Here is a 1,349-nt window from a genome sequence, read left to right on the forward strand (position 1 = left end):
GAGCGTATTCTGCTCGGCTGCGGCGACAGCGGCATCAACGACGGCGGCGCCGGCATGGCCGAAGCGCTTGGCGTGCGCTTCCTCGACAATGAAGGCCGGCTGCTCGCCGCAGGCGGCGCGGAACTCGCAAGGCTCGCCAGCATCGACATGTCGGGCCGCGACCCGCGCCTCGAAAGCGTCCGCATCGATGCCGCTGTCAACTGGCACAACATGCTACTGGGCCCGCGTGGCGTTGCAAGGGTCTTCGGTCCGCAAAAAGGGGCAACGCCCGAGCAGGTCGAGCTTCTGGCGCAGGCCATGGACAACTACGCCGCGCATATCCTTGCCACCACCGGCATCGACGTTGGCGCGGCTGAAGGCGCTGGCGCGTCGGGCGGGCTCGGTGCCGCCGTACTTGGACTTTTGTCCGGTAAACTTCACCCGCGCTACGAAATCGTGATGAACTATCTCGACCTCGACAGTCTGATCGCCCGCGCCAATCTCATCATCACCGCCGAAGGCAGCCTCGATGGCCAGACCCCTTTCGGCAAGGTGCCGGCGGAGGTCGGTCACAGGGCCAAGGCAGCAGGCCTGCCGGTGATCGCGCTTGCCGGCACCATCGGCAAAGGTGTGACGCTCAATTTCGAGCACGGTATCGACGCCTTTGCCTCGATCCTCAAGCGTCCGTGCAGCCTCGACGAAGCCATTGATGCCGCATCGAAGCTGCTGGTGCGCGCCGCCGAGGACGCCTCGCGCATGATCCTGGTCGGCATGCGCCTCAATCAGGCCAGTGCCGTGCGGCGCAGCCAAAAGCAGCCTCCGCGCGCGAAAACTCCGTCCCGCGCCGCCGCCTGACGAAGAGGCAACGAAAGAGCCACCGCGGATTTCGCGGTGGCACTTTCGTGAGGCTGCTGTCAGCTCTGGCAGATCGTCCGTGCGTTGAGCAGGCCCCAGCCGAACACCGGGTCCTTGCCGGGCTTGCCCAGGTCTTCGGCACCTTGACGCAACAACGCTTCGACTTCGTCGGCCTTGAGTTGCGGATTGGCAGCCTTGATCATCGCCGCAGCAGCCGTGACGAAGGGGGCTGCGAAAGACGTGCCCGTCTTGGACGAGGCACCCTTGACCGAGGCCGCCGTCCAGACCTGGACGCCTGGTGCCGCGATGTCGATATGGTCGCCTGCGCCAGCGCGCCGGTAGGCATTCTTGCGCCGGTCGATCGCCGTCACCGCAATCACTTCCTCATAGGCGCCGGGATAAAGCGGGGCCGCGCGCGGGCCGCCATTGCCGGCGGCCGCGACCAATACGATGTCGCGCTGCGCCGCCAACTCGACAGTGCGCTCGAGCAGAAGGTTCGCCGGGCCGGTCAGGCT

The 1,349-nt window shown here is 66.3% G+C and carries 2 protein-coding genes; one reads left to right on the forward strand and one right to left on the reverse strand.

Annotation, left to right across the window (positions count from 1 at the left end; all coding sequences use genetic code 11):
* Positions 1 to 834 (forward strand): glycerate kinase family protein (locus AC1DUU_RS32140; protein WP_476787336.1); only part of this gene is annotated, 834 nt, incomplete at its 5' end.
* A gap of 59 nt (positions 835 to 893) precedes the next feature.
* On the opposite strand, the gene AC1DUU_RS32145 is transcribed toward AC1DUU_RS32140, so the two are convergent.
* Positions 894 to 1,349, reverse strand: a 456-nt coding sequence (locus AC1DUU_RS32145) for a S8 family serine peptidase (protein ID WP_476787337.1), incomplete at its 5' end; no start/stop codon positions are given.

It is taken from the genome of Aminobacter sp. P4_H6_2 (genome assembly GCF_056400805.1).